The following is a 25,880-nucleotide window of genomic DNA, read 5'->3' on the forward strand; positions in this document are numbered from 1 at the left end:
TAGGTTTAGCGCTGTTACTTCAATACATAGCAGGGCACATAGTGCTGACCATCGAGTTTCATGCGCCCTTGGGCTACAAACGAGGTGAGTAGCTCGTCAAGGCGTTCCATGAGTTCGGGCTCTGCGGTTAGCACAAAGGGGCCGTGGGCTTCAATGGCACGAATGCCGGCTTCTTTGACGTTACCCGCGACGATCCCCGAGAAAGCGCGGCGCAGATTGGCGGCGAGCTCGTGGGTGGGCTGCTGGCGGTGCAGCGCTAAGCCACGCATGGCGTCGTGAGTCGGCTCAAAGGTTGCCTGAAAATCGCGTGCAATGGTCAATCGCCAGTTGTAGTAAAACGCATCCTGATGGGTGCGTCGGAACTCAGAGATCTCATCGATACCCTGACGCATGGTGCGCGCAACCGAGACCGGGTCGCCAGTAATGATGGTATAGTAGCGGCGGATATCCTCACCGAGGGTATAGACCAGGAATTCATCAATTTTCTGAAAGTAGGCCGCAGAATCGGCGGGGCCAGTGAAAACTAATGGGAAGGGAATATCCTTGTTGCTGGGGTGGAGCAGGATGCCCAGCAAATAGAGAATCTCTTCAGCGGTGCCAACCCCACCTGGGAACACTATAATGCCATGGCCCAGACGCACAAAGGCTTCCAAGCGTTTTTCAATGTCTGGCATCACCACCAGTTCATTGACAATGGGGTTAGGCGCTTCGGCAGCGATAATGCCGGGCTCTGAAATACCTAAATAGCGACCCTCTTTGCGCCGCTGTTTGGCATGGGCAACGTTAGCGCCTTTCATGGGGCCTTTCATTGCGCCAGGGCCACAGCCGGTACAAATATCTAAATCGCGCAGGCCTAAATGGTAACCCACATCTTTGGTATATTCGTACTCTTCCCGGGAGATAGAGTGTCCGCCCCAACACACCACCAGGCTAGGGTCTCGGCCAGGTTTTAGCGTTCCCGCTTTACGCAGAATATGGAAGACCGCATTGGTGGTGCCTTCTCCCGTACTAAGATCAAAACGGTTGTGGTGCTGAATTTCGTTGTAAACGTAAACAATATCGCGAATGATCGAAGATAAGTGCTCACGGATACCGCGAATCATGCGGCCATCTACAAAAGCTTCGGCGGGGGCGTTGGTTAGCTTTAAGCGAATGCCGCGATCTTGCTGCAGCACTTCAATATCGAAATCTTTATAGGCTTCTAAAATAGCCAGGCTATCGTCACTGGGATTGCCACAATTGAGTACTGCCAACGCACAGCGCCGAAGTAGGTCGTGGAGACCGCTTTGAGAAGTTTTGTGCAGCCGGTTAACTTCATGCTGAGAGAGTACTTCGAGGCTTCCTTCGGGGGAAATAATGCTGGAAAGGGTGGCGCGAGGTTGAACGTTTTCGGTCATTAGCGGGGCTGTCCTTAATCGTTAGATGTCTCTTGGCATATTACCACGCCCAGGCGGAGGGTACAGAGCGCAGCTGCCCCGCCCTGCTGTGCTATTATGAAGCATATTTTACAGGACGGCGGCAATAGCGCTTTTGGGTACTTACTTTTACTTACTGAGCTGTTGCCTAAAGCGTGCTCTCATAGAGAGCGGCTAAAGACCGTTACCCAAGACCATGGCGCTTTACTATGTTCAATGCCCACTATTTTCGTACCTTTATTACGCTTGTTGAAACAGGCAGCTTTACCCGCACAGCTCAACGTTTAGAAATGACCCAGCCAGGCGTAAGCCAGCACGTTCGCAAATTAGAAGATTATTTAAATAAAGCGCTGTTAGAGCGTAAAGGGCGTAGCTTTACCTTAACCGAATCGGGGCGGCGTGCTTACGATTACGCCTTAAAACTGTTTGCTGAGCATGAGCAGTTTCGTCACGGGTTAGACGATGACTCCTTGGATAGCGGTGACTGCCGTATTGCCTCGCCGGGCAGCGTTGGTCTGATGTTTTATCCATATATATTGGGGCAGCAGCAGATGCACCCCAATTTAACGGTCAATTACAGCTTTGCGTTTAATCACGAAATCGTTAATGACCTGCTAGAAGGGCGTTATGACATCGGGATAGTCACCGAAGCAATGCGCCATCCTGAACTCGATTGCACTATTTGGCATGAAGAGCCGCTCTGCCTGGTTGTGCCGGCTGACTTTGCGGGCAATACGCTGTCAGATTTAATGGGCATCGGCTTTCTCAACTATTACGATGGCATTAACCATGCCAATGCACTCCTGCGGGCCAATTACCCCGACGAGTTCCGCTCAATGACTCATTTCCGCCATCAAGGCTTTACCAATGAAGTCAGTATGGTGCTGGATGCCGTGGCCAGGGGATTAGGTTTTTCGGTAGTGTCGCGATTGGTACTGGAAACCTCGCCCTGGCAGCGCCAGGTAAAAGCGTTGAACCTGCCCAATGCGGTCAATGAAGTCCTCTATTTGCTGCGCCGCCGCGACTCGGTGCTGCCCAAACGTTACGAGAAGCTGTTAGACGGTTTTCACGCTCAGCGTCTACAAGAAAAATCGCCCCTGGTGCCGTCTAGTTAATAAGGCATCAAGGGCGTTTTTATTACTTAAAGCGCTATCACTTCACATCTGGCCAACTCTGCCGTTAGTCACGACATGTTAGTCACGATATTCATCGATGCTGGGGCAGGAGCAGATTAACTGCCGGTCGCCAAACACGTTATCAACGCGGTTTACGGCGGGCCAGTATTTCGCCGCTTGAACCGCTGCGGTTGGGAAGGCGGCCAGTTGGCGGTCATAAGGCCGCTGCCAGTCGCTATCCATTAGATCCGCTTGAGTATGCGGCGCATTGACCAGCGGATTGTTATCCAACGGCCATTCGCCGCTCTCTACCCGGCCAATCTCTTCTCGTATGGCAATCATCGCATCGCAGAAGCGGTCAATTTCATACAGTGACTCAGATTCGGTCGGTTCGATCATCAGCGTGCCTGGCACCGGGAACGACATGGTCGGTGCGTGGAAACCGTAATCCATTAAGCGCTTGGCAATATCCTCCTCGCTAATTCCTGAGGCCGCTTTGAGCGGACGAATATCGATAATGCACTCATGGGCAACCGTACCGTTCTGACCACGGTAGAGAATCGGGAATGACGCTTCCAAACGCTTGGCAATATAGTTGGCGTTAAGGATGGCAAGCTCGGTGGCTTCGCGCAGCCCGCGTGCACCCATCATCTTAATGTAGGCCCAGGAGATCGGCAGAATAGAGGCGCTGCCGAAAGCCGCCGCAGAGACCGCACCGCTATCAGCGTTGACGCCGTTGATCGGTGTTACCACATGGTTGGAAACGTAGGGCGCTAGGTGGGCTTTAACGCCGATAGGGCCCATGCCTGGGCCGCCGCCACCGTGGGGAATACAGAACGTTTTATGCAGGTTAAGGTGAGAAACATCGCCGCCAAAATCACCGGGGCGGGTTAACCCAACCTGGGCATTCATATTGGCGCCATCGATATACACCTGACCACCGTTGTCGTGAACGATCTTGCACGCTTCGCGCACGCTGGTTTCAAACACCCCGTGCGTAGATGGGTAGGTCAGCATGATGGCGGAGAGCTGATCGCGATGCTGCTCGGCTTTAGAGCGCAGATCTGCGATGTCGATATTGCCGTTTTGGTCGCACTCGACCACCACCACCTTCATCTGCACCATGGCCGCTGAGGCAGGGTTAGTGCCGTGGGCGGAGCTGGGAATCAAGCAGACATCGCGGTGGCCTTCACCCTGAGCCGCCTGGTAGCGGCGAATGGCCACAAGGCCAGCATACTCCCCTTGAGCACCGGAGTTGGGCTGCATCGAGAGATGATCGTAACCGGTGACTTCGACCAGAAAGGCCGAGAGTTCGTCGATCATCTGATGATAGCCAGCGACCTGGTCGCGAGGCGCGAAGGGGTGCAGATGCGCAAACGAGGGCCAGGAGACGGGGATCATTTCGCTGGTGGCATTAAGCTTCATGGTGCAGGAGCCGAGCGGGATCATTGCATGGGCAAGCGATAGATCCTTATTCTCTAACCGCTTTAAGTAGCGCAGCATTTCGGTTTCGCTGCGGTAACGATTAAAGGTCGGGTGGCTCAAAAAGTCGCTTTCGCGCTGGCAGGCAGCAGGAATGCCGGATGCACCGTTAGCCACTACCTGCTCGTCCAAAACAGCAACGGAAAGGCCGTGCTCATCGCCCAGCAGCACGTCAAACAGTGTGGCTACATCGTGGGCGGTGGTGGTTTCATCCAGGCTGATACCCACATCGCCATTGGCGAAGTAGTGCAGGTTAATATCGTGGGTCATGGCGCGGCCGTGAATCTTGCCTGCATCAACGCCGGTCAGGCGCAGTGTATCAAACCAGCTATCATGGGCGAGCGTTATACCTGCCTGCTTGAGGCCCTCGGCGAGCAGGGTTGCCAAGCGGTGAACGCGGCCAGCAATTTTACGCAGCCCTTCTGCACCGTGATAAGTGGCGTAAAAGCCGGCAATGTTGGCCAGCAGCGCCTGGGCAGTACAGATGTTAGAGGTCGCTTTCTCGCGGCGGATATGCTGTTCGCGAGTCTGCATCGCCATGCGTAGGGCGGTGTTGCCACGGCTATCTTTTGACACGCCGATGATACGTCCGGGGATCGAACGCTTGAGCTTGTCGGAAGTCGCGAAGAAAGCCGCATGGGGGCCGCCAAAGCCCATGGGTACGCCAAAGCGTTGGGAATTGCCCACCACAATGTCTGCACCCAGCTGGCCGGGTTCTTTAAGCAGCACCAGGCTCAAAAGATCGCTGGCCACGCAGGTCATGATGTTGCGCTCAGCCGCGGCGCTTAATAGCGGTGCCAGGTCGCGCACTTCACCACTGGCGGAGGGGTACTGCACCAGGGCTCCAAACACATCGTGGTTGGCCAGCTCTTCCGCAGGCCCGGTGATCAATTCAAAGCCAAAGAACTCGGCGCGGGTTTTGACCACGTCCAGCGTTTGCAGGAAAACGTCGTCGGCGACGAAGAAAGCGTTGGATTTGCTTCTCTTATTACCACGCTTACACAGCGCCATGGCTTCGGCGGCGGCGGTGGCTTCGTCAAGGAGCGACGCATTCGCCAGCTCCATACCGGTTAGATCCATCACCACTTGTTGGAAGTTAAGCAAGCCTTCCAGGCGGCCTTGAGAAATCTCCGGCTGGTAGGGGGTATAGGCGGTGTACCAGCCTGGATTTTCCAATACGTTGCGCTGAATCACCGTGGGCATATGGGTGCCGTAATAGCCCTGGCCAATATAGCTTTTGGCCACCCGGTTTTGCCGCGCCAGCTGGGCTAAGTAGTCTAGCGCCTCTGCTTCGCTGCGCGGTTCATCAAGGGCTAGCTCGCGGCCAAGACGGATATCGCTCGGCACGGTCTGTTCAATCAGATCTTCCATGTGCTGCATATTGAGCGCTTTTAACATGGTGGCCACGTCATCTTGACTTGGACCATTATGACGTTTGATAAAAGCATCGTGATCGGCCAGCTCGGCCAGACGGCGTGTTTCAAGAGACATGAAGAAGATTCCGAACGTTAAGAGAGAACCGTGCAGGAGCAAACAGCGTAGAGCCTGCCGTTAACGGGCAGGCTCAAAAATACCAAACTTACTTACTCGTCGGCGCTTAAGGTGGCTTGATAGGCGTCTGCGTCTAGCAAGCCGTCAAGGGTATCGCTGTCTAAGCGCACTTTCATAATCCAGCCACCTTCGTAAGGCGCTTCATTGACCGTTTCGGGGGCGTCTTCAAGGGCGTCATTCACCTCAATGACTTCGCCAACAACCGGCGAGTAGAGATCAGAAGCGGCTTTGACCGATTCGATAACGCCAAACTCTTGGCCTTTGCTCAGCGCGGTACCTACTTCAGGCAGTTCAACAAACACGACATCGCCAAGTGCCTGCTGGGCGTGATCAGTAATCCCCACGGTGACAGTGCCGTCTTGATTATCCAGCACCCACTCGTGGCTTTCAGCGTAACGGAGATTGGCAGGAAGATTGCTCATGATGTTTTCCTATATGAAACAGTTTACTGGGCCCGAGCATACTAGCGTTTGTCGCCCGCCTTGGCGAATAGTGGCTAGGGCTGATAGAGCGAATAAGCAAGCATGTTAACGTGTTTCCAATCGGAAACAAATTTCTTCGTTGCTACAGGGCGTGCGTAATAACGCTACCTGTTCAGCTGTATTTAGACGGGTGGGTGGGGGCGATGGGATTATGAAAAAAGCGGTATCCTCTATGCGCAAGCGACATCACCCTAGAAGCTTGCTAAGTTTATGGTGTAAAACATTTACATCCTATGCTAATCGGCAATAGCGACGTCAGATATAACCCATATAGGGTAGCTAGCCAATAATACACACCACCACTACATACCAACAAAGCGAGGAAATGAACATGGAAGCATTAACTAGCCTCTTAGGGGCAATCAACGGCGTGGTCTGGGGGCCCGTCATGTTGATTCTGCTACTCGGTGTGGGGATTTACCTGCAGCTTGGCTTGAAACTGATGCCGATTAGAAAGCTCGGTATGGGTTTCAAGCTAATGTGGGCGGGGCGTGATGCAAAACCAGGGGTGGGTAAAGCGGCGCCTGGTAAAGAGGGGGACGAAGGGGAGATATCGCCTTTTGACGCCTTGATGACCGCACTCTCTGCAACCATCGGTACCGGTAATATTGCTGGTGTCGCCACGGCCATTGCGTTAGGTGGCCCCGGCGCCGTGTTTTGGATGTGGATTACCGCACTGGTGGGGATGGCCACTAAGTTTGCCGAAGCGGTGCTGGCCGTGCGTTATCGTGAAACTGATAGTACCGGCTATCACGTGGGCGGGCCGATGTTTTACATCAAGAATGGCCTGGGTAAAAAATGGCTATGGTTAGGCGGCCTGTTCTCGTTTTTCGGCGCTGTCGCAGCCTTTGGCATCGGCAATACCGTTCAGTCCAACTCCGTAGCTGATGCCATGGATGCCACCTTTGGCGTGCCGCATTGGCTTACGGGGGTGGTGATCATGGTGCTGGCGGGCGCGGTGATTCTGGGCGGTATCAAGCGTATCGCTAAAGTAGCGGGCAAGCTGGTGCCGGTTATGGGCATTGCCTATGTAGTTGCCGGCTTGTTGGTATTGATCGTCAATGCGGGTCAGATCGGTGAAGCCTTTGGTTTGATCTTCTACTACGCCTTTAACCCCATGGCGGCCGCAGGCGGATTCGCTGGTGCCGCAGTCATGGCGGCGATTCGTTTTGGTGTGGCACGCGGTATCTTCTCTAACGAAGCGGGTTTGGGTAGTGCGCCTATTGCACACGCAGCGGCCAAAACCAAAAACCCGGTGCGCCAAGGCTTAATCGCGATGCTGGGCACCTTTATCGATACCATTATTGTGTGCACGATTACCGCGCTGGTGATTTTGACCTCAACGGTTTGGCAAGAGGGTGAAGCGGGGGCGTCGCTGACCGCGCTCTCGTTTGACGCCGCACTGCCAGGCTTTGGTAATCAGATCGTTGCTATTGCGTTGGCTATTTTTGCCTTTACCACCATCCTAGGCTGGTCTTTTTACGGCGAGAAGTGCTGCCAGTTCCTGTTTGGCACGCGCTCCATTATGATCTATCGAGTGCTGTTCGTACTGGCTATCCCGCTGGGTGCTATCGCTCAACTGGGCTTTATCTGGCTGATGGCGGATACCTTCAACGCCATGATGGCGATCCCGAACCTGATTGCCTTGGCACTGCTTTCGCCGGTAGTCTTTAAGCTGACCAAGGACTATTTCGATGGCAAAGATGTATTGCCGGGTGAAGAGCTGGATCACGACCAATAATACCCGCAGCGCCTCTATAGGCGCTGTAGGTGAATGTGAATAGGTGAACGTGAATAACAGCAGAGTCGGGAAGACACTTAACCAGTGGCTTCCCGTTCTCTTTTTTAGTGAGCAATTTTTTACAGGAAAGCCCCTATGTCCGAATTAAAACAAACGCCGCTTCACGCGCTACATCTCAAACTAGGTGCCAAGATGGTGCCTTTTGCTGGCTATGATATGCCGGTGCAGTATCCGCTGGGGGTCAAAAAAGAGCATGAACACACCCGCCAAAAGTGCGGACTGTTTGATGTCTCCCATATGGGGCAGATTAGTGTTTCTGGAGACAGCGCGGCCAACGCGCTGGAAACCCTAATACCCGCAGATTTGGTGGGACTCGAAAAGGGCGCGCAGCGTTACGGGCTTTTCACCAACCTCGAAGGCGGCATTATTGACGATTTGATGGTGGTCAATGCAGGCGATCATTTCTATTTGGTGGTGAACGCAGCTTGCAAAGTTCAGGATTTGGCTCATCTGCGGCTTAATTTGGCGTCAACGCATACGATTGAACCTCTGGATCGTGGCTTACTGGCGTTACAGGGCCCCCAGGCGCGGGAGGTGATGCAACGGCTGTGTCCTGAAGCGTGTGAGCTTGTCTTTATGCAGCATGCCCGCTTCACCATTGCCGGCCAGGAAGTATGGGTGAGCCGCAGTGGCTATACCGGTGAAGATGGTTTTGAGATTTCTGTCGCCGCCGATGGCTGTGAAGCGTTCGCCGAGCGATTACTGGCCGAGCCCGAAGTCGAAGCCATTGGCCTGGGGGCGCGTGACTCGCTGCGTTTGGAAGCGGGTTTATGCCTATACGGACACGATATGGATGAGCAAACCACGCCGGTGGAAGCAGGTCTGATCTGGGCAATCGGCAAGCCGCGTCGCCGTGATGGTGATCGACCTGGCGGTTTTCCAGGCGCTGACGTGATTCTTCATCAGGTCGATGCCAAAGATCACACCCGCAAGCGCGTTGGGCTATTGGCTGAAGGGCGTGCGCCGGTACGCGAGGGCGCGCCGCTGGTTGATGAGGCGGGCAACGAGATAGGCCGTGTGACCTCCGGCAGCTTTGGCCCAAGTGTCGGTAAGCCGGTGGCGATGGGGTATGTCAGTCGCGAACTGGAAGCGCCGCAAAGTGCAGTGTTCGCGGTAGTTCGGGGTAAGCAGCTACCCATGGTGGTAACCCCCATGCCGTTTGTAAAACCGGGCTACTATCGGGGATAGAGGTATGCTCACTGCCCAGCGGCCCCCGCTTAATTTGGGGGCCGCTGTTTTATTGAGGACACTATTACCAAGAGCAGTATTACCAAGCGGCTGTTTTAGCGCAGTACCTGTTTGGGATCGATGGGTTTGCCGCCTTGGCGCAGATCAAAGAGTAGATCATAGCGCTGGGTGGCACTGCTTTGACCTACCTCGCAGAGCGGATCTCCTGTGCTCACCTGCTTGCCTACCTCGACCAAAATACGTTCGCAAAGGGCGTATACGGTCTGCAGATTGTCGGCATGGTGCACAATTACCACTTCACCTAGCTGACGCATTCCATCGGCAAAGCGCACCTCACCGGGGGCGACGGATTTAGCCTGGGCACCGGCCTGAGTAGCCAGTAGCATAGGCTGAAGAGTGCCACGGCTGTCCGGCCCGAAGCGGCGAACCACGCGATAATCATCCAGCGGCCAGGGCCAGCGCCGCGCTGAAGAGGGCAGTGCTTGACTGGGCGCGCTACTGGTGGGCGCAACAGCAGGCTTGTTAGCGCTGGATGAGCTACTGCTGCTCGCCGTGCTGCGTGGTGCTGAACCACTCAGCGGTAGGCTGACTATTTGGCCAATTCTCAAGTTAGTGGGGGAGGCGCTAGGGTTTGCGCTCTGAATGCGGCCACTGGTCGTACCAAAGTGGCGGGCGATACTTGAAAAAGTATCCCCGGGACGAATTTGGTAGCGGTAGGGGCCGCCGGAAGGCGCACGCTCTTGCTGGGTGGGTATTAGCAGTCGCTGCCCAATCTCCAGGCGCCGCGCATCGACGCCAGGATTGAAGCGCTCTAAGCGTTCTAGCGGCACGTTAGCCCTTGCCGCCAGTTTGCCCAGTGTGTCGCCACGCTGCACTTGCACCCAGTCACCGCTAATCTGGCTGGCGCTAGGCGCGGCCGCTCGCTGGGATGATGATGGCGGAGCGCTGGAGCAGCCGGTGAGTAGTCCCGCTAACAGCCAAGCGGTAAGCCAGCCAGCTAGTCGTGATCGGTTCGGCTGTCCAGCATGCCATCTTTTTCCAACCAGAGTGCATTGATCCATGTGTGGAAGCGTTCCTTATGCTGCTTTTCTTCGTGGTTATCTGATGCGTACATCCACTCAGGAATGCTGAGTTGCCGGATCTGTAAGGTAACGGGTGCTTCTCTGCCGCACAAAAAGCCCCAAAACGTGGGCGAGGGGTTAGCGTAGCTGATCGTTACATCCAGGATACCATCCAATTGACTGCCTAGCAGGCTAAGAACCTGGGCGACGCCGCCAGCTTTGGGGCGTAACAAATGGCGGTAGGGGCTCTGCTGGGCATCACGTTTGGCCACCGTGAAGCGGGTGCCCTCGACAAAGTTAAAAATCGCTATGGGGGAGAGGCGCCCCTGCTGACACATACGTTCGGTAGCGATACGGTCAATGGTGGCCAGTTTAGGGTTTTGGGCAACCTGTTCGCGGCTAAAGCGGCGCATAAAAGGGAATTCCAGTGCCCAAAAAGCCAGTCCTACTATGGGGATCCAGATTAATTGACGCTTTAGAAAAAAGCGTGGCATGGGGATGCGCCGATGCAGCGCCATTAGCAGCATAAAGATATCGGTCCAACTGCGGTGGTTGGAAATTACCAGCCACCACTGCTGCGGACTCAAATGGTCGGGGACGCTGGCGTGTAGCACGGGCTTGAGCCAGTGGCGCATCCACCAGAGGTTTACGCCTATCCAGTTTAGCGCGACACCATTCAGCCCCTGCAGCACTAACTGCTTAAGCCGTTGCCCTGGGGCAATGACTTTAAGTAGCGTCAGCAGAATGAGAGGTACGCCCCAGACCAGCGTGTTGAGCGTTAGCAGCAGTGCGCTAACCAGCCCCTTAAAAATAGGCATACCGCGTTTCCTTACCGTCAAACCCATAGCGTAATACTGAATGCTAAATGATCCTAGCCACGCTGCCCAGCAGAAACCCTGCGTAGCGCATCAACAGGCCGCCTGGGTATGGGGCTAGTCGAGAGGGAGTGAGGGCGCTTGAACGGTATTAAGCAGTACGGTGCGCAGTGCATGGGCGGCGACAGAGAGTTCCTGGTGGGTCAGGATGCCTACTCGACAGGAAATAGCGGGCGCGGTTAGCGGTATGCAGCGGGCGCCCAATTCATGCATTTGGCGAATGCACATGGAAGGCACCGCGCTGACCCCCAAGCCGTCGGCCACCATCCTGCCCACGGTGGAGAGCTGGTGGCTTTCGAAGGCTACCGTTAGCTCCATATGCTGTTTGCCCAACTCCTGCTCCAGTAAGCGACGCACCATGGAGGGGCGCTGAAGCGTAATAAAGTCGTGGTTGAGCAGTTTCGACCAGGCGAGCTGGGAAGACTGGATTAACGGAGAGCCAGGCGGTACGACTGCCACAAAATGGTCTTCAAACAGCGGCGTAAAGAGCAGGCTGCCGGTTCCCTCCGGCGAAAAAGCGATCCCCATCTCTACCTGTCGGGAGCGCACCATGGCGGTGACCTCCTCGTTGATCACATCGTGAACGGTAATGTTGATTTTGGGATACTGCTGGCGAAATTTAACCAGCGCCGCAGGGAGTAAGTTACCCGCAAAGGCGGGCATCGCCGCGACGCTGAGGCGCCCTAACTGGAGGGTGAAGCGCTGGCGCAAACGCTCCTCGGTATTGTCCCACTGGGCCAGCAGATGTTTGGCTAGCGGTAGCAGCGACTCGCCTTCTGGGGTTAGTCTGACGCTACGGGTGCTGCGAATCAGCAGTTTGCCACCCAGGGACTCCTCCAGGCCTTTAATCGCCAGACTCAGCGCCGGTTGGGATAGGTGCAGTCGCTCGCAGGCTTGGGTAAAGCTGAGGGACTGGGCGACCGCCAGAAAGGCGCGTAGCTGTTTGACGGTCATTAAAGTACCTTTTATAAGTTTAAAAAATAAATTGATAAGAAAAACAAACTTAACAAATATATCATCTCGCACAACACTGACACTATCGTAAGCGTCAGTTCGCGTATTTTGGGCAGTACTCATTTACGCTAATAGTGTTCATCAACAACAATGTGAGGCACAACAATGGCAGGATTCGATAAGCGTGTAGCTTCCTACGAAGAGGCAATGGAAGGCATCGAGAGCGGCATGACCGTCATTGCCGGTGGCTTCGGGCTCTGCGGCATCCCTGAAAACCTGATTGCCGAGATCAAGCGCCGCGGCGTCAATGATCTTACCGTGGTGTCCAATAACTGCGGTGTCGATGGTTTTGGCTTGGGGATACTGCTCGAAGATCGTCAAATCAGTACGATTCTGGCCTCTTACGTAGGTGAGAATGCCCTATTTGAGAAGCAAATGCTCAACGATGAAATTGAGGTGGTATTAACGCCTCAAGGCACCTTGGCGGAAAAAATGCGTGCAGGTGGCGCTGGTATTCCTGCCTTTTACACTGCCACCGGCTACGGCACCCCGATTGGTGAGGGTAAAGAGGTTCGCGAATTTAATGGGCGACACTGTATTTTAGAAGAAGCCATCGTAGGTGACTTTGCCATCGTAAAAGGCTGGAAGGCGGATCGCTATGGCAACGTAATGTATCGCCATACGGCGCAAAATTTTAATCCCATGGCTGCCACAGCAGGGAAAATTACCGTGGTGGAAGTTGAAGAAATCGTTGAGCCGGGTGAGCTTGAGCCTAGCCAGATCCATACCCCAGGCATCTATGTGGATCGGATTATTCAAGGCACGTTTGAAAAGCGAATTGAAAAACGCACGGTGCGCAGTTAACGCGTCATGGCTACAAACTTAGTCGGATTCAAGCGTAGTAACACTCGCTTCTCATTTAACGATTCAGCAAGAGGAAACTACCATGGCTTTAACACGCGAACAGATGGCTCAACGTGTCGCCCAAGAACTTCAAGATGGTTTTTACGTCAACCTGGGTATTGGTATTCCCACCCTGGTCGCTAACTACATCCCGGATGGCATCGATGTCATGCTGCAATCCGAAAACGGGCTGTTGGGAATGGGCCGCTACCCCACCGAAGACGAACTTGATGCCGATATGATTAATGCGGGCAAAGAGACGGTAACGGTTCGCCCAGGTGCGGCGATTTTTTCATCCGCAGAATCTTTTGCGATGATTCGTGGCGGCCACGTGGATCTGACGGTACTGGGTGCTTTTGAAGTGGATCAGCAGGGCAACATCGCTTCCTGGATGATTCCTGGCAAGCTGATCAAAGGCATGGGCGGTGCCATGGATCTCGTTGCCGGTGCTGAAAACATTATTTGCACCATGACACACGCCTCGAAGCACGGTGAGTCCAAATTGTTGGAAAAATGCGAACTGCCGCTAACCGGCGCAGGCTGCATTAACCGTGTCTTGACGGATCTCGCCTATCTTGAAATCAAAGATGGCGCCTTTATCCTCAAGGAGCGCGCACCGGGCGTAAGCGTCGAGGAGATCGTCGAGAAAACGGCGGGCAAACTAATTGTGCCTGACCATGTTCCTGAGATGACGTTTGACGCCTAATAACCACCGCTTTCCTTGAGACGCTAGTTTATGCCGCTAGCGTCTCAAGCCATCTCACAGCGCGTGTGGTGGGGAAGCAGGACATCGGCAATGCGCTCGTGGTTATCTTCAACGTGCTTTTGGACGAGCGCCAGGCCACCCAGGCAGAGACGATGCTCATCGCCATCGGCGAAAACTGTTTTCTGCGGTGTGGTGGGGTAGAAACGGTGATCCAGCAGCGACGACACTGCAAAAACGCCGTTCTGCTGCCCCTGCAGGCTTGGCATGCCCACTTCGTTTAGGCGTTGATCCAGTGCCTCCAAGGGTTCCCCAAGCTGCCCGCAATCAAAGCCAGCATGATGTAAACGGGGGCCCATCACGGCTATCCAGGCAGCTAATGGATGCGCTTGCTGCAGCTGTTGGTAAAGCGCCCAGCTAGGCATTGGCCAAGGGCGGCCACGGCAGAGTAAGTTATGGCCCTTGCAGTCCTGAGGATGAGATTGTTGCACCAACCCTTCAATGGCTTCCCGTGGCGCTTTGGAGAGTGTGCCAATTTGCAATTCTGCTAGCACCAGCCAACTGCTGCCGTCGCTTGGGGCGAGCAGTTGTACTAGTAGACCTTTATCGGCCATGGCGTAGTGGCCCATCCGGCGATAGCCCATATGGGCCAATTTGCCGGTAAGCGCGGCAGCGGTAAAAGGGCCGTAATTGAGCGTGACGAGCGTTAAATATTCGGCCGCAGTTGATAATGGCCACAGCCTAAGCGCGCCAATATCGGGGTGGGTATGCACATAGTCAAGCCACAGCTGTTGAACAAACTCCTGACGCTGCATGGTGAACTCCTTGCCTAAAGTGGCACACCTAGCGTGAGCCATTAAATAACTGCTCAGTATAGGCAAGCGAGATAAGCAAGGGTTCAACGCGTATTAACGAGCGGTTAAACGGCAAGCAACTGCTGATCGCGAACAAACTGATCAAATTCAGTAAAGCCGCCCACGTGGGCTTGATCGACAAACACCTGCGGAACGGTGTGAATGGGTTTACCTGCCGTTTTGGCAATATCTTCTTTCGTTACGCCTTCGGAAGGCATATCTACATAGCGATAACCCTCAATTTTACCGGCTTTTTCCAAGTGCTCGGCGAGCTGTTTTGCGCGCACACAGAAAGGGCATGACATCCGACCAAAAATAACCACAAACATAGCGGGTACTCCTTTACGATAAGCAGAATAAGTAACCAAGTGGGCAGCCACTGAAGGGTAAATAGCCGTTGGCTGAGCGATAAATTCGCGCCCATTGTGGCTGAGCGGAGCTTGTTTCGCCAATAGCAGCTCGCTACACGAACCATTAATGCCCGTTATCATCTGGGAAAACGATTAAGCCTATGCAAACGCTTACCGCTGACGAATACACCTTCCTTGCTGAACTGGCGCAGGCGTACCGAGATGCGCACTTGCCATCAATTAAACAAAGAAGTGACTGGAACCCGCGTTTAGGGGTTGATGCGCTATGCTTTCAGCATTACGGCGCTGAGTACATGGTGGGTGCGCTGATTACGCCCTGTGAGCTGTGGTTGGTCGTAGTGCCCGACCAGTCTCTGCTGACTGAGTCCATGACGGAGACTTTTACGCTCGCATTGCCCTCAGGCGCTTATCAGCTATCCCTTGAGCGCTTACCCGGCGGCTACCAACTCTACAAGCGCGCCATTTTGGGTGATTTAAGCGAGCTGGAGAGCATGCAGGAGGCCGCGAGGCTGGCGCAGCAAATGATGACGCGTTTAATGCAACCCGCTGAAGTCCCCAACGCCTAGATAGCTATACTGACAAGGACTCTACAAACAGAACTTCCATCCACCAGAACTTCCATCCACGTAGTGAAAAGGAAATTGCCTATGACTTCTCAAGCCGTTACAACGCCGCGAGTTGCGCTGGTCACCGGTACCAGCAGCGGGATCGGTGCCGCTGTGGTTAAGCACTTTTGTGAACTAGGCCATCAAGTGCTGGCCGTCGATTTTAATCCTGCGGGTAAGGCTGTCGCTGAACAAGCCGGCGCGGCTTTCTTTGAAGCGGATCTAACCGATCCTGATGCCTGCCGTGCGGCGGTGGCAGATGCAGTTAAGCGCTTTGGCGGTGTTGATATATTGGTCAATAACGCTGGGATTCAGCACGTTGCTTCGATTGAGACCTTCCCCGAGGAGAAGTGGCGTCAAATTATCGATCTGATGCTGACGGCGCCTTTCTTACTGACTCAGGCGGCGTGGCCGCATATGCGCGAAAAGGGCTGGGGACGCGTCGTTAATATTGCCTCGATACACGCGCAGGTGGCTTCACCGGGTAAGGCGGCCTATATCAGTGCCAAACACGGTATGATCGGTTTGACCAAAACGGCTGCGCTCGAGGGCGGTGAACAAGGCATCACTGCGAATGCGGTATGTCCTGCCTATGTCAAAACCCCGCTGGTGGACAATCAAATCGCCGACCAGGCTAAATTGCACGGTATGGATGAGCAGGAGGTGATCGAAAAAGTCATGCTCAAACAGGCGGCGATCAAGCGCTTGATCGAGCCTGAAGAGGTGGCGCAGTTAGTTGCTTACCTAGCGTCCGACGCCGCCGGTGCCGTGACCGGATCGAGCTTTAATATTGATCTTGGTTGGACGGCGCATTAAATAATCCGTTTGTCCCCGCCAATGACCTTTTGTGGTTGGCGGGGTAGCTTTTTCCAGCCTCTAACGCCGTACCGGGCGTTTTTGTAACTTACGCTGCAGAGTACGGCGATGCATGCCCAGCGCCCGGGCGGTGGCGGATATATTGCCATCGTGCTCCTGCAGCACTTTCTGAATATGCTCCCAGGTGATGCGGTTTATCGAGGGCGGATTGTCAGCCAGTTCAATATCCGGGTCGCCAGCTTGGCGCTCGAAAGCGATTAAAACGTCATCAGCATCCACCGGTTTACACAAGTAATTAACCGCGCCAAGTTTCATTGCCTCAACGGCTGTGGCAATACTCGAATAGCCCGTTAGCACCACAACGCGGCACTGGGGGACGGTGGCAAGTAGCTCGGGAAGCAGTTTCAACCCTGAGCTGTTTTCCAGCTTTAAATCAAGGGTCGCCATGGTAGGCGCATGCTGTGCGGCCATGGTCAGGGCCTGCTCTGCGTCGTGGGCAACAATAACGTCGTAACCGCGGCGGGTTAGGGCACGATTCAGTACATGACAAAACATTTCATCGTCATCAATGATCAGCAGGCGTTGCTCTCGCGTTTGCATGTTGTCCTCAATCCATTACTGGCGGTGCTTGGGGCGGTCGCGTTTAGTTTGGCGCCGCGCAGCGAGGCAGCGTAACTTCCGTTAGCGTACCCCCTTCCGGGTGATTATACAGGCTTACGCCGCCACCAAAGCGATTGATGGTGGCATGGGTTAAAAACAAACCGATACCCATGCCCTTGCTTTTCGTCGAAATAAACGTCTCACCCAATTGGTCGGCAATCGACATGGCGACACCTGGGCCATGGTCACGTATATCGATCACCACGCTCTCACTTTGCCAGTCTAAGCGTATGGCAATGTGTTCAGGGTTGGCGTCAGCGGCGTTATTCAGCAAATTCGTTAACGCCTGGTCAAGCGTGGCATCGACGGCCAGCCAGGGCCTTCCGCGTTTCTCGGCCACATCGAATTGATGGCTTACATCCGGGCGAAGCACCAGCCAGCGCTGTACAACGCCTGCCAGCCACACTTCAGCATCGAGCACTTCAGGTTCGGCCATGCGACGTCGATCAGCGTTTGAGACTAAATTCTGCAGGCGCGATTTGCACACGTCTACCTGCTGACGAAGTAAATTAATGTCTTGATCGAGCGCCGAGTCGGCGGGGGCATCGGCCTGCATCTCTTTGAGGAGAACTGCCATGGTAGAGAGGGGGGTGCCCAGCTCATGGGCAGTGCCCGCGGCTTGGGTAGCAACTGCCAACACCTGCTCATTACGCAGGGCGGCTTCCCGAGTGCGTGAGAGCGCCTGATCACGGCTCCGCAGTGCGTGGGCCATTTTATAAATAAAAAACGTCACCAGACCTGCAGAGAGACCAAAGTTAAGCCACATGCCTAGTATGTGTAGGCTCAAGGGGCTATCGCTATTGATATGGCCCAACTGAGGGATCGGATAGTAGGAGAACATCAAAAAGGTATAGCCCGCCATGGAGCAGGCGGCGATGATCCAGGCGTGGCGCCAGGGGAGTGTGGCGGCTGCGATGGTGACCGGCACCAGGTAGTAGGTGATAAAAGGGTTGGTGGAGCCGCCTGAGAAGTAGAACAGAAGTGTTAAGCCGGTAATGTCGGCGAGTAAATGCAGCAAGTACTCTAGATGTGTCACTGCACGTGGGCGGCCCAGGCGCCACCAGGTGGCGATATTGAGCACGCCCATGGATATAACCACGCTCACCACAGCGGTTACCGGTAGATCGAAGGCCAGCAGCTCTACGCCCACCACAATAGCCAGTAAAAAACCGGTCCAAGTGATGCCGCGCACAATAGTCAGTCGCACCAGATTACGGTTGGGGGTAGACAGCGGAAGGGGTAGGGCAGTCGGCATGATGGGCTTACTTGTGTTTGGCTTTAAAGCCATGAATGATAAATTTAATCAGCAGGGTCATGACGTAAGTTGCCCAGCCTGCAGAAGCCAAGATATTGAACAGCAGCATTTTAGGCGGAAGCCAGGCGCTACCCAGCAACGCTTCAATCATTATGTGGAAGAACATCGCCAACAGAAGCGGTAGCGCCAGGGTATGAATCCACATATCGGTGCGCCGTTTGCGAATATGGTAGCGTCCCAATAAATAGCGTAGCGGCCGATGTGCCCAACAGAAAACCACCAGGGCACCAATCACTAATAGGCTAGCGAGAGTGGGTTCCGTGCTGCCGATATGAACGGAGAGTGAAATCGACCAGGCTAGGCTTAGCCACATCAATCCTTCCAGGCTGGCAATAATATCCGCATAGCGCCGCACGTTCTGCATAAACAACCGAATCCTTAGCGTCAAAAACCAACTGTTATAAAAGCGTGTAAAAATTAACCGTTCGAGCTGAGTCTTAAAATAGCCGTGTCTTAAAAAGCAGCGCCATGATACGACACTTGGACGAGGGTGTGGGCGCCTGAGTAGCGGATTTATCCCATCGCGCAATTGCGTATACTGTACACGCTGCATTCTATCTGTCTTCACACCACTACAGGACTTGCCGTGGACACCGTAACACTGACCCGCCCCGACGATTGGCACCTTCACTTGCGCGACGATGAAGCGCTTAAAGCGGTAGTCGGCCATACTGCTGCGCAAATGGGGCGGGCGATCATTATGCCCAATCTCACCCCGCCGGTTACCACCACGGCCAAGGCGCTAGAATACCGTCAGCGTATCCTCGATGCCTTGCCCGCGGGCAGTCCCTTCGAGCCCTTAATGGTGCTCTACCTCACCGATACAACCCCACCGGAAGAGGTCGAGCGCGCGGCGCAAAGTGGCATTGTCAAAGCGGTGAAGCTTTACCCTGCGGGCGCCACGACTAACTCCGACTCAGGGGTGACTGACTTGGCCCGCTGTGATGCAACGATTGAGATGATGGCCAAAGTGGGCATGCCACTTCTGGTGCACGGTGAAGTCACCCATGCAGAGATCGATATTTTTGATCGCGAAGCGGTATTCATTGAAACAGTGATGAAGCCACTGCTGGAACGCCACCCAACGCTGAAAGTAGTGTGTGAGCATATCACCACCCAGCAGGCAGCTGAATTTGTTGCTCACGCGCCTGATAATGTGGCGGCTACCATTACCGCTCATCACCTGCTGTTTAACCGCAATAAAATGCTGGTGGGAGGGATTCGTCCTCACTACTACTGCCTGCCGATCCTGAAGCGTGAACAGCATCGCCAGGCGCTGCTGAAAGCAGCCACCAGTGGCAGCCATAAGTTCTTTTTGGGCACCGATAGTGCACCTCACTCCCAGGGGGCTAAAGAATCAAGCTGCGGCTGTGCCGGTGCCTATACTGCCCCTGCGGCCATTGAGCTTTACGCCACCGCCTTCGATGAAATGGATGCATTGGACAAGTTGGAAGCCTTCGCCAGCCTCAATGGGCCGCGTTTTTATGGGCTCTCACCTAACTCAGACACCATTACGCTTGAGCGACGGAATTGGACGCTGCCGGAGAGTTATCCTTACGCCCAAGGGGAGCAAATCATCCCGCTGCTGGCGGGGGAGACGCTTAGCTGGGCGATAAAGTCTTAGCGGGTAACGAGTGCCGTCGACGGCTTTACCGCCGACGGCTTCAAGCATCTAGCAAGCCCCGTTAGGCATTGCCAAGCTGCTTAAGCATTTGATCAACCATGCGCGATGAGTGGTCGGCAGCCACTTCCAGAAACTCATCGAAGGAGAGGTGGTTGTCGCCACTGCCGGGAATATCCGAAAGTGCGCGGATAACCACGAAAGGGCAATTGTAGAGGTGGCACGTTTGGGCAATGGCGGCGCCCTCCATCTCTACGGCAAGCATGCTGGGGAATTGGGCCCGGGTTGCGTCTACCCGGGCTGGATCGGACATAAAGGCGTCACCGGTGGCGATCAAGCCTTCGCGCACCTTGACCTCACCTAATGACGCTATGGCGTTACGCGCGATTTCACGCAGCGCTGTGTCGGCTAAGTAAGCAGCGGGCATCCCCGGCACTTGGCCAATTTCATACCCAAACACCACGGCGTCTACGTCGTGATGACGCAGTTCGTCAGAAATAATCACATCGCCAATGTTTAAATCGGTGGCAAAGCCACCGGCGGAGCCAGTGTTGATAATGGCGTCGGGCTGATGGCGTTCTAATAAAATAGCCGTGCCTACTGCGGCGTTGACTTTGCCTATCCCCGACTGCAGCACTACCACCTCAAGTCCATAACGGGTGCCGGTATGAAACACAAAACCCGCATGCTCGTAGCGCTGGGGGTTGTCCAGTTGACTCACTAAGGTGCTTACTTCCTGCGCCATTGCGCCAATAATACCAATACGCTTCACTGCGCTGTGCTCCTAGATAAAAAGGGTGATGTTTAACTCAGGCGTGACCAGCCGCTAAGTCGTGCTGTTCGGCGGCTTCCAGGGTGTTTTCCAGCAGTGTTGCGACGGTCATTGGCCCCACACCGCCCGGTACGGGGGTGATAAAGCTGGCGCGTTCGGCGGCAGTAGCAAAATCGAGGTCGCCTTTTAACGTGCCATCCTCTTGGCGATTGATACCCACGTCGATCACAATAGCGCCCGGCTTAATCCATTCCCCTTTGACAATCCCCGGCTTACCCACAGCCACGATTAAAATATCTGCACGGCTTACGTGGGCTTCAAGGTTTTGGGTAAAGCGGTGACACACCGTGATTGTGCAGCCCGCCAACAGCAATTCCAGCGCCATAGGACGACCAACAATGTTGGAGGCCCCTACCACGGTAGCGTCCAGACCGCGCAACGCGATATCGTTCTGTGCCAGTAGGGTCATGATCCCCTTTGGTGTGCAGGGGCGCAGGGCGGGCATACGCTGCGCTAAGCGGCCAATGTTGTAGGGGTGGAAGCCGTCGACATCCTTGCTCGGCAGAATGCGCTCTAAAATAGGCTCGGCATCGAGATGGTTGGGCAGCGGTAGCTGAACCAAGATGCCATCAATAGCTGGGTCGCTATTAAGCTGGTCAACCAGGGCTTCCAGCTCATGCTGAGAGGTCGTAGCGGGCAGGGCGTGCTGAAAGGAGAGTATGCCTGCCTGCTCGCAGGCGCGGTGCTTATTACTGACATATACATGGGAGGCGGGATCGTCTCCGACCACAACCACGGCTAGTCCTGGTGCCCGCCCGCCAGCTTGACGGCGTACGGCGATCTTTTCGGCAACCTGTTGGCGGACATTAGCAGCGATGGCTTTGCCATCGATTAGTTGGGCGGTCATGTAATGGAATCCCTGTGGATGTTAAAAATGGCCTAGACAGTAAAGCGCTCACGCAACAGCGCTTTAAAGACGACAATTTTCGCATGCCGGGGCATCCAGGCAAAGCGCCTTCACTAACAATCACTTTAATGGTTGACTTTAAAATTAAAAATAGTAATATATGCCTCGCTTGAGACGGGCAGCACGGTAGCGTCTAAGGTGATAAAAATCGGGATGTAGCGCAGTCTGGTAGCGCGCCTGCTTTGGGAGCAGGATGTCGGGGGTTCGAATCCCTCCATCCCGACCAATCACTTAGCATGAAAGGTAGTAGTTTGCTTTTCCAAGCTGCAGTTGTGGTCTAGTGCTCATCAGTATTCGTTTCTTATGAATGCTATATGTGCGCCCATAGCTCAACCGGATAGAGCAACGGCCTTCTAAGCCGTAGGTTGCGGGTTCGATTCCTGCTGGGCGTGCCACTTAACTCAGTGGTAACAACCTGTCAGAATCCTATCTACAAGCGCATGCTATTTGTTTTACGTAAGATTGTCTTTGGTGGGTGTAGCTCAGGGGTAGAGCCCCGGATTGTGACTCCGGTGGTCGTGGGTTCAAATCCCATCATCCACCCCAGTGACAATATTTGCGTTTCCAGTTTCTGGATTTGTACGAAAAGTCACCGAGCGAAGACTAGACGAGGCAAAAATTAACGAAAAAGCGGAGTTTACAAGTTGTAAATGAGCATTTTGAGTTGATTTTTAACGACGGATTGTCAAGCACAGGTAGTTTTCGACAAAACCAAGGTTGTGGTGGGTGTAGCTCAGTGGTAGAGCCCCGGATTGTGACTCCGGTGGTCGTGGGTTCAAGTCCCATCATCCACCCCATTACCCCCCCCCCCGCATATCTCCCCAGTATTTTTCCTTGCCTATCCTGGCAACGCTAATCTTAGCAAACAGATTTCTATTAGAGACCATGCCCTTGTTGGGTTTTTTTTGCGTTTCTGGCATTTAGATTCCTCTGCGCGCTAGCGTGGCATCACCTTAATGCGGTGGCTCGCCATCTGGGTAAGTGGTTCAGGTCTGCCCAGTAAGTCCCCCTGTGCGAAGTCGATACCCATTTGGTGCAGCGTGTCCAGCGTGGCTTGGGTCTCCACAAACTCAGCGATTGTCTTAATTGCCAGCGCCTTGCCGACGGCATGGATCGCCTCTACCATCGCCCGGTCAATTGGATCCTGATGCACATTGCGGATAAAGCTACCGTCAATTTTTAGATAATCGACGGGCAACTGCTTTAGGTAGCTAAAAGAGGAGAGGCCGGTGCCAAAGTCATCCAGTGCAAAGCGGCAGCCGTACTCTTTCAGGGTAACAATTAATTCGCTGACACTTGAGAGTTGGGCAATGGCGGTGCTTTCGGTAATTTCAAAACACAGCGTGCCGTGGGGCAGCCCTGCCTTGGCGACTTGGGTAATAAGATCCTGGCAAAAATCAGCATCGGATAGCGAAGCGCCGGAAAGATTGATTCCCCATAGGCTATGTGAAGGCAGGGCAGCGTGGCGGTTTTGATCCCCTAGCCAGGCCAGGGTGTTGCGAATGACCCAGCGGTCAATGCGCACCATGAAGTGATAACGCTCAGCAGCGGGCAGAAAGCTACCCGGCGCGATGATTTCTCCCTGCTCTTCAAGGCGGAGCAGAATTTCGTGGTAACCAGGGCCATCGGCACACACGGCGGTAATGGGTTGGCCAAAAAGGCGGAAGGCGTCGTTGTCCAAGCCATTTTGCAGGCGTTGTGCCCACTGTAGTTCGCCATGCTTTTCCAATAACGAATGATCGTCAGGCTGGTAGCAGTGGATGCGATTGCGGCCAGCCTCTTTTGCAACGTAGCACGCCGCATCTGAGGCGTGGAGTGCCTGGCTCAACTGCATGGGCTGAGCCGCGTTTAATCCAACCAAACCCATGCTCACGCCGATAACCAAAGGTGTGCCCCTGCCAGGCAAAACGGTACTGTTCGATATCGCAGCGCAGCGCCTCGGCAATTGCCAATGCATGCTCGATAGCGCAGTCAGGTAGCAACAAAGCGAATTCATCGCCACCCAGCCGGGCGGCGATATCACTGCTGCGCACATGTCCTTTCAGTTTTAATGCTACTTGGCGCAACAGCTCGTCTCCTGCGAGATGGCCGCAGGTGTCATTGACGATTTTGAATTGATCGAGATCCAGGTAGCACAGCACATGGTGACCATCGTCGCGATTAAGTAGTGCGGTGAGCGCGGATTCGAAGGCGCGACGATTGAGCAGGTCGGTTAGGTTGTCGTGGCTGACCTGATAGCTAAGCTGTTCAGTGAGCTGGCGAGTGAGGCTGACATCCTGAAAAACAACCACTGCGCCGAGGGTAATGCCGCTGCGCGAGCGTATCGGTGAAGCGCTGTGCTGGATGGGCGTGTGCGAGTGATCACGATTCACTAACAGGCAGTGTTCGGTGGAGTGTACCGGGGTTAGCTGGGTGAGAACTTGCCTGGCCGGGTTGCTGAGCGGCTCACCGCTGGCTTCCTCAATTAATTGGTACACCCTGTAAATGGGTTTATCGATAGCATTGTCGGGTGTCCATCCGGTTAAGCGCGACGCTTCGGTATTGATAAACGTCACGTTGCCACTGGCGTCGCAGGTAATCACGCCATCACCGATGGATGCCAGCGTGGTGCGGGCAAGGTCGCGTTCGCGGTTTAGCTGCTCTTGGAGCTGCTTGCGTTCGGTAATGTCGCGCACCATTCCTGAGCGCTCTGACGCGGAGCCGCTGGCTCCCTCGCTCACCTGAATTTCCAGATAGCGCACCTGCATATCTGAGGTGCGTCGCTTAATTTCATGGCGCGCCCCAGGGGTAAGGGAGCGGTTTGGCAATAGCCGCGTAATAGGTTGGCCAATAAGCTCTAGGGCCTCTACCTCAAAGAGTTGTTCCGCGCCGGGGTTAAGGCTTGTCAGGGTGCCGTCTGCCTGCCAGGTAATCACGCCGTCGCGCAGATTACGCAGCATCACGCGGGTATGCCCAACGGCGCGTTCAAGGGCGGCGGTGACGCGATTATAGCTCGCCGCTATCTCGCCTACCTCGGTAAACGGGTCGGCGTCAATTCGCTGGCGCATATCGCCCTGTTTTTCATGCTGGCGCATATGCTCAAGCAGTTGGTTTAGTTCATTATTGGCGCCATGCTCGGCGAGGTTGAGGCCCATTTTTTCTGCCTCCGGTGAGACGCGAATGGGTAGGAAGTGCCGGGTGATACGAAACAGCAGCCAAGCGCTGCCAAAGCTCCAGACACCGCACACCACAACGCCTATCAGTTGAACGCCAAACTGAGCGGATCGAGACAAACCGCTATCCAGCAGCGTTAAGTCAGCCACCCAGGGCAGGGCGAGCGTCCCCCATATTCCTGCGACAAGATGCGAAGGGATGGCGCTGACGGCATCATCAATATGCTTACTTAGCAGCCATTCGCTGGTCAGCACCATCAGTACGCCGCTAACCGCCCCTAGGCCAAATGCCGCCGATAAAGAGATCACGTGGGCGCTGGCGGTGACGGCAACCAAGCCTGCAATGGCGCCATTAATCGCGTACATCACATCGGCGTAGCGCCGCGTTCTTAGCCCCATTAGCATGCCCGAAAGAATGCCACCAACGGCGCCCAAAACAGTATTGGCTATTATGCTGGGTATTTGTTCGGTAACCGCCAGGGTGCTGCCGCCGTTAAAACCAAACCAGCCTAAAATCATAAACAGCGCGCCCAGCATGGCGAGGGGAAGGTTGCCAGAGGGAAAGGCGGTGGGTGGTTTGCCCTGGGTGAAGCGCCCAGTGCGTGGGCCAATACAGAGTACCGCTGCTAGCGCTACCCAGCCGCCAACGCTATGCACTACCGTCGAGCCCGCAAAGTCGACAAACCCAAGCGACCCTAGCCAGCCCTTCGCGCCGCTCAAAAGCCCGCCCCATGCCCAGTGGCCAAATACCGGATAGATAAGTAGGGCAATCCATAGGGCCGTCCAGGTGTAGGCTAAAAAGGGCATACGTTCTGCCACCGCGCCCGACACAATGGTAGCGGCGGTAGCACAAAACATGGCCTGGAAAATAAAAACGCTAATCACCCAGCTACCGGAAGCTTCTAACTGCCAACCCAACAGGGTCGTGCCGATTAAGCCATGGTGGGAGTCGCCAAACATAATGCCAAAACCGACTAACCAAAAAACACTGACGGCAATGGCAAAGTCCGCTACGTTTTTCATAGCGACGTTGATGGCGTTCTTGGTACGCGTAGTACCCGCTTCCAGGCAGAGAAAGCCAGCTTGCATCACAAATACCAGGGCAGCGGCCCAAAGTACCCAGAGCGTATCGAGCAGCGAGCTATGCAAATCAAGCGTGGCAGGCATGGTGTTTTCCTTAGCAACTTTTGGTGCGCATGCGCTTCTTTTTGGTGCTT

At 54.6% G+C, this 25,880-nt stretch carries 23 protein-coding genes and 4 tRNA genes; 12 read left to right on the forward strand and 15 right to left on the reverse strand.

Going from position 1 to position 25,880, the window contains the following annotated elements:
- Positions 1-14 precede the first annotated feature (14 nt).
- On the reverse strand, positions 15-1,397 hold the full coding sequence (gene ppnN, locus QT231_RS00665) for a nucleotide 5'-monophosphate nucleosidase PpnN (protein ID WP_308335037.1): 1,383 nt from the start codon (positions 1,395-1,397) through the stop codon (positions 15-17).
- A gap of 227 nt (positions 1,398-1,624) precedes the next feature.
- On the opposite strand from ppnN, the gene QT231_RS00670 reads away from it, so the two are divergent.
- Entirely contained in the window at positions 1,625-2,530 is a 906-nt protein-coding gene (locus tag QT231_RS00670; RefSeq protein WP_308335038.1) for a LysR family transcriptional regulator, read from the forward strand.
- A 78-nt stretch (positions 2,531-2,608) separates the two neighbouring features.
- Here QT231_RS00670 and gcvP read toward each other — a convergent pair whose 3' ends face one another.
- Positions 2,609-5,503, reverse strand: coding sequence for an aminomethyl-transferring glycine dehydrogenase (gcvP, locus tag QT231_RS00675; RefSeq protein WP_308335039.1), 2,895 nt, complete (start codon positions 5,501-5,503; stop codon positions 2,609-2,611).
- A gap of 92 nt (positions 5,504-5,595) precedes the next feature.
- Complete coding sequence (gcvH, locus tag QT231_RS00680; RefSeq protein ID WP_308335040.1) at positions 5,596-5,985, reverse strand: glycine cleavage system protein GcvH; 390 nt, start codon at positions 5,983-5,985, stop codon at positions 5,596-5,598.
- A gap of 391 nt (positions 5,986-6,376) precedes the next feature.
- Between gcvH and QT231_RS00685 the strand changes: the two genes are divergently transcribed.
- Both QT231_RS00685 and gcvT read left to right on the forward strand, forming a co-directional pair.
- The gene (locus QT231_RS00685) at positions 6,377-7,786 is read left to right on the forward strand and encodes a sodium:alanine symporter family protein (protein WP_308335041.1); all 1,410 of its coding nucleotides are present in this window, start codon (positions 6,377-6,379) and stop codon (positions 7,784-7,786) included.
- Between the two features lie 135 nt (positions 7,787-7,921).
- Positions 7,922-9,034, forward strand: coding sequence for a glycine cleavage system aminomethyltransferase GcvT (gcvT, locus tag QT231_RS00690; protein WP_308335042.1), 1,113 nt, complete (start codon positions 7,922-7,924; stop codon positions 9,032-9,034).
- A gap of 95 nt (positions 9,035-9,129) precedes the next feature.
- On the opposite strand, the gene QT231_RS00695 is transcribed toward gcvT, so the two are convergent.
- The 3 genes from QT231_RS00695 to QT231_RS00705 all read right to left on the reverse strand — a co-directional run bounded on the left by QT231_RS00695 (position 9,130) and on the right by QT231_RS00705 (position 11,924).
- Complete coding sequence (locus QT231_RS00695; protein ID WP_308335225.1) at positions 9,130-9,915, reverse strand: LysM peptidoglycan-binding domain-containing protein; 786 nt, start codon at positions 9,913-9,915, stop codon at positions 9,130-9,132.
- Between the two features lie 116 nt (positions 9,916-10,031).
- Positions 10,032-10,913 (reverse strand): acyltransferase, encoded by an 882-nt coding sequence (locus QT231_RS00700; protein ID WP_308335043.1) that lies wholly within the window; start codon positions 10,911-10,913, stop codon positions 10,032-10,034.
- A 114-nt stretch (positions 10,914-11,027) separates the two neighbouring features.
- Positions 11,028-11,924, reverse strand: a complete 897-nt coding sequence (locus QT231_RS00705; protein ID WP_308335044.1) for a LysR family transcriptional regulator — start codon at positions 11,922-11,924, stop codon at positions 11,028-11,030.
- A gap of 165 nt (positions 11,925-12,089) precedes the next feature.
- Here QT231_RS00705 and QT231_RS00710 point away from each other — a divergent pair, with 165 nt between their 5' ends.
- Together QT231_RS00710 and QT231_RS00715 are read left to right on the forward strand one after the other, a co-directional pair.
- Positions 12,090-12,788, forward strand: a complete 699-nt coding sequence (locus QT231_RS00710) for a CoA transferase subunit A (RefSeq protein WP_308335045.1) — start codon at positions 12,090-12,092, stop codon at positions 12,786-12,788.
- A gap of 82 nt (positions 12,789-12,870) precedes the next feature.
- On the forward strand, positions 12,871-13,533 hold the full coding sequence (locus QT231_RS00715; RefSeq protein WP_088701497.1) for a CoA transferase subunit B: 663 nt from the start codon (positions 12,871-12,873) through the stop codon (positions 13,531-13,533).
- 44 nt (positions 13,534-13,577) lie between these two features.
- On the opposite strand, the gene QT231_RS00720 is transcribed toward QT231_RS00715, so the two are convergent.
- Positions 13,578-14,345, reverse strand: a complete 768-nt coding sequence (locus tag QT231_RS00720; protein WP_308335046.1) for a DUF1338 family protein — start codon at positions 14,343-14,345, stop codon at positions 13,578-13,580.
- Positions 14,346-14,449: 104 nt separating this feature from the next.
- A complete protein-coding gene (locus tag QT231_RS00725; RefSeq protein WP_308335047.1) occupies positions 14,450-14,713 on the reverse strand; it encodes a GrxA family glutaredoxin in 264 nt (87 codons plus the stop codon).
- Between the two features lie 182 nt (positions 14,714-14,895).
- Between QT231_RS00725 and hybE the strand changes: the two genes are divergently transcribed.
- A complete protein-coding gene (hybE, locus tag QT231_RS00730) occupies positions 14,896-15,321 on the forward strand; it encodes a [NiFe]-hydrogenase assembly chaperone HybE (RefSeq protein WP_308335048.1) in 426 nt (141 codons plus the stop codon).
- Between the two features lie 81 nt (positions 15,322-15,402).
- Positions 15,403-16,176, forward strand: a complete 774-nt coding sequence (locus QT231_RS00735; protein WP_308335049.1) for a 3-hydroxybutyrate dehydrogenase — start codon at positions 15,403-15,405, stop codon at positions 16,174-16,176.
- 60 nt (positions 16,177-16,236) lie between these two features.
- Here the strand turns inward: QT231_RS00735 and QT231_RS00740 are convergent, their stop codons facing one another.
- From QT231_RS00740 to QT231_RS00750, 3 genes are read right to left on the reverse strand one after another with little or no spacing between them, the layout of a single operon-like run.
- Entirely contained in the window at positions 16,237-16,776 is a 540-nt protein-coding gene (locus QT231_RS00740; RefSeq protein WP_308335050.1) for a response regulator transcription factor, read from the reverse strand.
- 43 nt (positions 16,777-16,819) lie between these two features.
- Positions 16,820-18,091, reverse strand: a complete 1,272-nt coding sequence (locus tag QT231_RS00745; RefSeq protein ID WP_308335051.1) for an ATP-binding protein — start codon at positions 18,089-18,091, stop codon at positions 16,820-16,822.
- 7 nt (positions 18,092-18,098) lie between these two features.
- Positions 18,099-18,515 (reverse strand): hypothetical protein, encoded by a 417-nt coding sequence (locus tag QT231_RS00750; protein WP_308335052.1) that lies wholly within the window; start codon positions 18,513-18,515, stop codon positions 18,099-18,101.
- Positions 18,516-18,737: 222 nt separating this feature from the next.
- Between QT231_RS00750 and pyrC the strand changes: the two genes are divergently transcribed.
- Positions 18,738-19,775: a dihydroorotase gene (gene pyrC, locus QT231_RS00755; RefSeq protein ID WP_308335053.1), complete on the forward strand. Its 1,038-nt coding sequence runs from the start codon at positions 18,738-18,740 to the stop codon at positions 19,773-19,775.
- Between the two features lie 61 nt (positions 19,776-19,836).
- On the opposite strand, the gene mtnN is transcribed toward pyrC, so the two are convergent.
- Positions 19,837-20,544, reverse strand: coding sequence for a 5'-methylthioadenosine/S-adenosylhomocysteine nucleosidase (gene mtnN / locus QT231_RS00760; RefSeq protein WP_308335054.1), 708 nt, complete (start codon positions 20,542-20,544; stop codon positions 19,837-19,839).
- 37 nt (positions 20,545-20,581) lie between these two features.
- Entirely contained in the window at positions 20,582-21,451 is an 870-nt protein-coding gene (folD, locus tag QT231_RS00765; protein WP_308335055.1) for a bifunctional methylenetetrahydrofolate dehydrogenase/methenyltetrahydrofolate cyclohydrolase FolD, read from the reverse strand.
- 209 nt (positions 21,452-21,660) lie between these two features.
- Here folD and QT231_RS00770 point away from each other — a divergent pair.
- The 4 genes from QT231_RS00770 to QT231_RS00785 all read left to right on the forward strand — a co-directional run bounded on the left by QT231_RS00770 (position 21,661) and on the right by QT231_RS00785 (position 22,308).
- Positions 21,661-21,737, forward strand: a tRNA-Pro gene (locus QT231_RS00770).
- A 92-nt stretch (positions 21,738-21,829) separates the two neighbouring features.
- A tRNA-Arg gene (locus tag QT231_RS00775) sits at positions 21,830-21,906 on the forward strand.
- A 76-nt stretch (positions 21,907-21,982) separates the two neighbouring features.
- A tRNA-His gene (locus QT231_RS00780) sits at positions 21,983-22,057 on the forward strand.
- Positions 22,058-22,233: 176 nt separating this feature from the next.
- Positions 22,234-22,308 (forward strand) — tRNA-His (locus QT231_RS00785).
- 140 nt (positions 22,309-22,448) lie between these two features.
- Here QT231_RS00785 and QT231_RS00790 read toward each other — a convergent pair.
- Both QT231_RS00790 and amt read right to left on the reverse strand, forming a co-directional pair.
- Positions 22,449-23,345: an EAL domain-containing protein gene (locus QT231_RS00790; RefSeq protein WP_308335056.1), complete on the reverse strand. Its 897-nt coding sequence runs from the start codon at positions 23,343-23,345 to the stop codon at positions 22,449-22,451.
- Complete coding sequence (amt, locus tag QT231_RS00795; protein WP_308335057.1) at positions 23,254-25,830, reverse strand: ammonium transporter; 2,577 nt, start codon at positions 25,828-25,830, stop codon at positions 23,254-23,256. The genes QT231_RS00790 and amt overlap by 92 nt, the downstream gene beginning before the upstream one ends.
- Positions 25,831-25,880 lie beyond the last annotated feature (50 nt).

It is taken from the genome of Halomonas sp. SpR1, from assembly GCF_031010175.1.
In the GTDB taxonomy this organism is placed as follows: domain Bacteria; phylum Pseudomonadota; class Gammaproteobacteria; order Pseudomonadales; family Halomonadaceae; genus Vreelandella.